Origin of the sequence: uncultured Duncaniella sp. (assembly GCF_910578445.1) — a bacterium.
GTDB lineage: Bacteria > Bacteroidota > Bacteroidia > Bacteroidales > Muribaculaceae > Duncaniella.
Genome location: NZ_CAJTQC010000044.1, coordinates 1 through 5,570, shown reverse-complemented (window position 1 = coordinate 5,570; position 5,570 = coordinate 1). Strand labels below are relative to the sequence as shown.

4 protein-coding genes and 1 pseudogene are annotated in these 5,570 nt (G+C 46.2%); 2 read left to right on the top strand and 3 right to left on the bottom strand.

Translation table 11 applies throughout. From position 1 onward, the window contains the following. Both QZ311_RS11860 and mobV read left to right on the top strand, forming a co-directional pair. Window positions 1-1,244: DUF3987 domain-containing protein (locus tag QZ311_RS11860; protein ID WP_297068324.1), on the top strand; the 1,244-nt coding region annotated here is incomplete at its 5' end. Between the two features lie 375 nt (window positions 1,245-1,619). Continuing rightward, entirely contained in the window at window positions 1,620-2,948 is a 1,329-nt protein-coding gene (gene mobV, locus QZ311_RS11855; protein ID WP_297068323.1) for a MobV family relaxase, read from the top strand. Window positions 2,949-3,031: 83 nt separating this feature from the next. Here mobV and QZ311_RS11850 read toward each other — a convergent pair whose 3' ends face one another. The 3 genes and pseudogenes from QZ311_RS11850 to QZ311_RS11840 all read right to left on the bottom strand — a co-directional run. Beyond that, window positions 3,032-3,892 carry a hypothetical protein gene (locus QZ311_RS11850; RefSeq protein WP_297068320.1) on the bottom strand — a complete coding sequence of 287 codons (861 nt, stop codon included), beginning with the start codon at window positions 3,890-3,892 and terminating at the stop codon, window positions 3,032-3,034. An 82-nt stretch (window positions 3,893-3,974) separates the two neighbouring features. Beyond that, on the bottom strand, window positions 3,975-4,691 hold the full coding sequence (locus tag QZ311_RS11845; RefSeq protein WP_297068316.1) for a hypothetical protein: 717 nt from the start codon (window positions 4,689-4,691) through the stop codon (window positions 3,975-3,977). 467 nt (window positions 4,692-5,158) lie between these two features. Beyond that, window positions 5,159-5,570: pseudogene (locus tag QZ311_RS11840) on the bottom strand (hypothetical protein); the annotation flags it as partial.

Below are 5,570 nucleotides of genomic sequence, written 5' to 3'. Positions count from 1 at the left end.
GCACCCTCGGATTTCCGAAAGACTATCTCGCCATGTCGATGCTGACGGCGGTTGCCGCCGCTGTCGGAAACACACACAACGCCGAACACATGGCAGGCTGGCAGGAATACTGTATTCTTTTCGTAGCCCTCGTAGGTCGTCCGGGAGCCAACAAGAGCCATCCGCTGAGTTTCGCCATGCAGCCGCTCATAGATTTCGACGCGGAGCAGTCGGCAATCTTCTCCGAGGCTATGAAACGCTATCTCGCGGCGATGGAGCTGCCGCCGAAAGAGAGAGCCGCAAACGGCTATGAAACGAACCCGACCGAACCGAGGCGCATCCGCTTCACAATGCAGGATGTCACGCCGGAGGCGGTACACCGTATCCTTTCGGAAAATCCGAGGGGGCTGTGCCTCTATGCCGACGAGCTTGCCGGGTGGTTCAAGAATTTCAACCGCTACAACAACGGCTCCGAATCGGAGTTCTGGATGTCGGTATTCAACCACAAGGTAGCCATGTCCGACCGCAAGAGCAGCCAGAGCGGTGTGTTCATCCGCAATCCGTTCCTCTGCGTCATCGGCACAATCCAGCCCAAAGTGCTGAGTGAGCTTGCCGCAGGGAACCGCAACTCAAACGGTTTCACCGAGCGTTTTCTCTATGTGGTGCCGGACGACCAGACAAAGGCGAAATGGAACAGCGAGAGAAAATCGCCCTCATTCGACATCCTTTCGGCGTGGCGTGAGGTTGTCGGCAGACTGACCGGGATTGTTCCTGCGACTGACAGCGGCGGCGACATACTGCCCGAAGATGTGCCGTTCTCGCCGGACGCACTCCAACGCCTCTACTCATGGCAGAATGAATCGACAGAGCGGTGCAATGCCGAGGGGAGCGACACGCTCACGGCGATTGCGAGCAAACTTGAAATCTATGCCGTGCGGTTCTGCCTTCTGCTCGCCCTCTCCGACTGGGCGTGCGGGGCAAAAAAGAAGAAGGCGATAGAGGCGGCGACCGTCGAGAGGGCTATCCGTCTGACGGAGTATTTCCGGGTAACGGCGACAAGGGTGCAGGGCATCATCGGCGAGGACGCGCTGACCGATGTGCAGCTTGCCGTGATGTCGGAACTGCCCGGCACGTTCACCACCGCCGAGGGAGTTGCCATAGCCGGGAAATGCGGGATGGCGGAACGCACGTTCAAGAAATTCCTTCGCGACAGGCGGGGCGTTTTCTTCACCCGTGATGCCTACGGCTCGTATTCCAAACTTTGAATTTACCCCATGCACACCTTGCACTTTTGCACACTCCCGACCGTGCAAGAGTGCAAGGAATGCACGGGGGGTTATCCCTAAATTTGAAATGATGACAACAGAGTTTTTTCTCGGTGTACCACTATACTCATTACAGTGGTTTACCGCTCTGCGACCCTCATCCGGGGAGCAGTTCCATCCGTGCTGCCGCGCACGGAAATTACAGCCATGCGGAAAATTCCTTAGCATATTAGGGAATTTTTCGAGCCGCATATCGTTCCGATACGCTAAAAATATCCCCAATATGCCAAAGGGTGACATCCCTTTGGAAACCCCGCAACGGCTTAACATGAAGCCGTACACTCCGATTGCTCCGCAACTTAAACTCGTCCGCCTATGAGCTACGCAGTGTTACACATCATCAAGGCGAACTCGTCGCTGAACTCGATAGCCAAGCATATCGAGCGCACCGCCCAACCCGAAAACGCTGACCCGGCGAGGACGCATCTCAATCGCTACAATCTGGTCGAATATTCCGACGGGATAACCGGGCTTGCGGCGGCTGTCGAACACCGCATAGCCAATGCCGGGATTACCCGCAAAATCTCCGACAGGCAGGTTCGGTGCCTCAACCTGGTTATGACCTCCGACAACGAGGGTATGCAGAAAATCATCGACAGCGGCAAACTCGACGAGTGGATTGACGACAACATAAAGTGGGCGCGCGACACATTCGGCGGCGACAATGTTGTCGGAGCCGCACTGCACATGGACGAGCGCACTCCGCATCTTCACATAGCCGTCGTTCCGATAGTGACCGCCGAGAGAAAGAAAAAAGCAAGGGAGGCGACCGCAAAGAAGCGTTACCGCACTAAAGCCGCCAACCGTCCGAGGCTCTGCGCCGACGACATAATGGAGCGCGGTAAGATGAGCCGCTATCAGGACATCTATGCCGAGGCTATGGCGAAATACGGTCTGGAACGTGGCATCCGTGGTTCAGAGGCGCGCCACATCGGGCAGCACGAATATTACCGCGACTGCATGGTGAAGAAGAAAGGTCTTGAAGAAGACATCGGCAATCTCTCCATTGAGAAAAGAAAGCTCGACAAAGAGAAAAAATCTTTGGAGAGCAAGGTGGAGAACCTTGAGGGCCGGACAACCGCCCTCGACACCCGGAAGAAAATGCTCACGCAGGTAAACGAGGAGATACGGCAGCAGAACAACAAGCTTTATTCCGAAAACTCCCGGTTGACCGAGGTTAATTCTTCTCTTACCGCCGAAAACAAATCGCTTGCGGCAACATCGTCAAAACTATTTGATGATGTAGCACGGCTTCAAATGCAGAAACTCAACAGCGAGGCGGACGGAGATTTTAAGAAATACAAGGCTGATATTGCCCGGTATTTCCCCGACCTTGAAGATTTGTTGAATTGGGGACGGTATTGCACCCACATCGGATTTCCCGACCGCTTCACGCAGCGCATACTTGCCCGAGAAAAGGTAGGTTTTGCCGGAGCCCTTTTATCGTCGGAACACAATCAGACCTTTCGCACGGAAGGGTCAGTTGCCAAATTGGAAAGAGACCCCGAAAACGAACACCGTTTCATCTTGAATATTGACGGCGTGAGTGTCTTTCAGTGGTTCCGTGATATGGCTCGCAAACTCCTTGAAAAACTCGGCTTCAGACCAAAAGAACCAAGACAATTACGCAAGCATAAAATCTGATTGCAAACTAAGTTCCTGGATATATTGAATTTCAGGAACTTAGTTTTTGAAGATAATATGTTTTATTCAGTTTAAATGTCTTCTTAATGTGAAATAGACCACTCGCCAAATTCCTTGCTATATCTAATTTCTTTGCCATTTCTATTATATTCTGTGCCAAATTTGTCTACAAAGCCTCCATGTATCGGCAAAAGTGAATCCATATATTTTTTACTATATTCAGGAGTGAAAGATTCTATTATCTCCCACCAATAATCCTTATTGATAATGCGCATTATTTGAGCAAAATCAAGCATTGGAATCATGTAGATAACCACCCCATTCCCATTTATGAAAAAAATAGACCGACCGCCATCAATCTTGGCGCTACCGTTACATTTGAATTTGCAGGCTGCAATATAAGAGTTTCCTTGAGGTAGCCAACCGACAAATGAACGCCATAAACCAAAATATGTTCTAAGTGAAACAGGACGATCGTTATTTAATTGCCAATAGTTTGCATAAGGCTCCATGATAAATACACTATCCATATAGATTTCGTTTATACGCAAACAAATCGGATGTTTCTCATTATCTCCTCCCATGTGGATCTCTTTTAAATTTGAGACTACACAAGGCTCATGAAAAAAGCCGCCCAATAAGTAAGCGTCACCCAATACCTTATATGCCCATTTTTCGTGTTCATCGACATTTATTATAAATTCGGTGTATTTGTCTCTATCATTATTGTCAAGTAATCCTTTTTGGAGATAGATATCCTTAATGCTGTCTACGTTGGCTGTTGCGATATAAGTCCATTCAATAATTTCAACGGATTTTGCCGACATCGAATCTTTGATGTTTTTGATTACTGTTGATTTAATCCAGTCAGTAAGCTCCATTTTTGTTTTAAATATTGGCACATCTTGTGTATTATTTTGACAAGATGGAAATACAATATTCATGATGAATATCAAAATGCTGATGGATAATGCCACTCTCATATCAACCTAATAAATTGATTTAACAGATGATATAATTTTTCTTTCAATATTCCAAGATTTCAATGTCAGTAGGTTTTCCATTTACATCGAAATAAATAAAAGCCATGTAACGCACACGCTCACCAAAACTGTTTTTACAAGTGAAATTGTGTTTTAGCACATAGCGTTTTGTCTGAGAATTTGAATCCCATACTGCGTCATTCCAACTTCCACCTTCATAACTTGATGGATTACTTATTTGAGATTTAATAGCCATAACAGCTTCTGTATGGGCAGCATCAGTTAATCTTCCATTTTCAACTTTGCTTTCAGGAAATAGTTGACTGAGAAGCATTATTAATCCTGCGATGAAAAATGTAATCATAAACTTTTTAAGCCAAGGATAACTTTCTCCAAAGCTTTCTTTGGATATTACGACATCACAATTAGGACCAGCTATCAAATCAGACTGCACATCATCTCCTTCCTTTATTGCATTAATAGCCCTAAGAATAGCAAGAGATGGTGATTGAACTCTATTCACATAAGGTTTAAGGTCTGCTGTTGTAAAAACAAGTATGTTGCAGTATGCTTCGTAAAGTCTTTTTAGAGAAATACTAAACTGATTGTTAGTGGACGCTCTAGTGCCAACAACTTTATCGCCTACTACTTGGATATCAGTGTAGTCTATCCCTGTGATACTTGTCGCAGAATTTATTTTCTTTATTGCCTCCACAAATTCGGAGTAATTTAAATCGCCGTTTTTTATAAAATATGGCATACCAAATGATTAAGTCGAGAATGGCCCTTTCCCGTATATTAAACAAAAAACGTGAGCCAACTATGCCACGTCTTAACTTGAAGGTCGTAGGAAACCATGAGAGCAGATGTAACGATAGTGACCCACGCATATGCGTGAGAACCACTATGCTAATCCTTGCTCTACAGAAAGTGTCCTACGTTTTCAAGTTACAAGATTGAGCATAACGCTTCTTATTTTTCCAAAATGTAGCGGACTGACCGCTGTCAATCCAATTACAAAGTTAGTGTTTTTTTCTCAATCTAAAGACATCTATATTCTCGAATTATCTTCAAAAGAGCGAAAAAGAATCGAATTAAAAATAACTAACTCCCCTTAAAAATCCATAAATTCCTTTATTCCATTTACTCTAATTATCGCAATAAGTACATTTTTAGTACACTTAAATTGTGATTTATTGCTGGTAATCAGCATTATAAATATCTCACATCAAAACAGCTTATCCTCTGCCGTTTCAGTTCATCAGGACGCAGATACTTGAACATCACATAAAGCTCTGTAAGGGCATTGACTACGACAGTACCCGACAGGAATGTCGCACCCAAATCGTGCCCTGTCCGCTTCTGTATGTCACGAATTGCGAAAAGCAGGTTCGCTGCCCTTTGTGAGCCTTTCGTGTTTCCGATGCCTGCAACCCTCGTGTGGCGTGTCTGAAACATTAAGTTCTTGAACATGTGGCACTCGTCCACGAAAATATGGTCTATTCCCATGGAGTGGAAATCGACCGTATCATCCTTGCGGCTGTTGATGCTCATGCGCAGGTTGGCGAGTTTCGCCTGTAGGTTCTGTTGGCGTTTCTCCAATCCGCTCTGCATCCTGCCACTTCGGTAGCGCATGGTG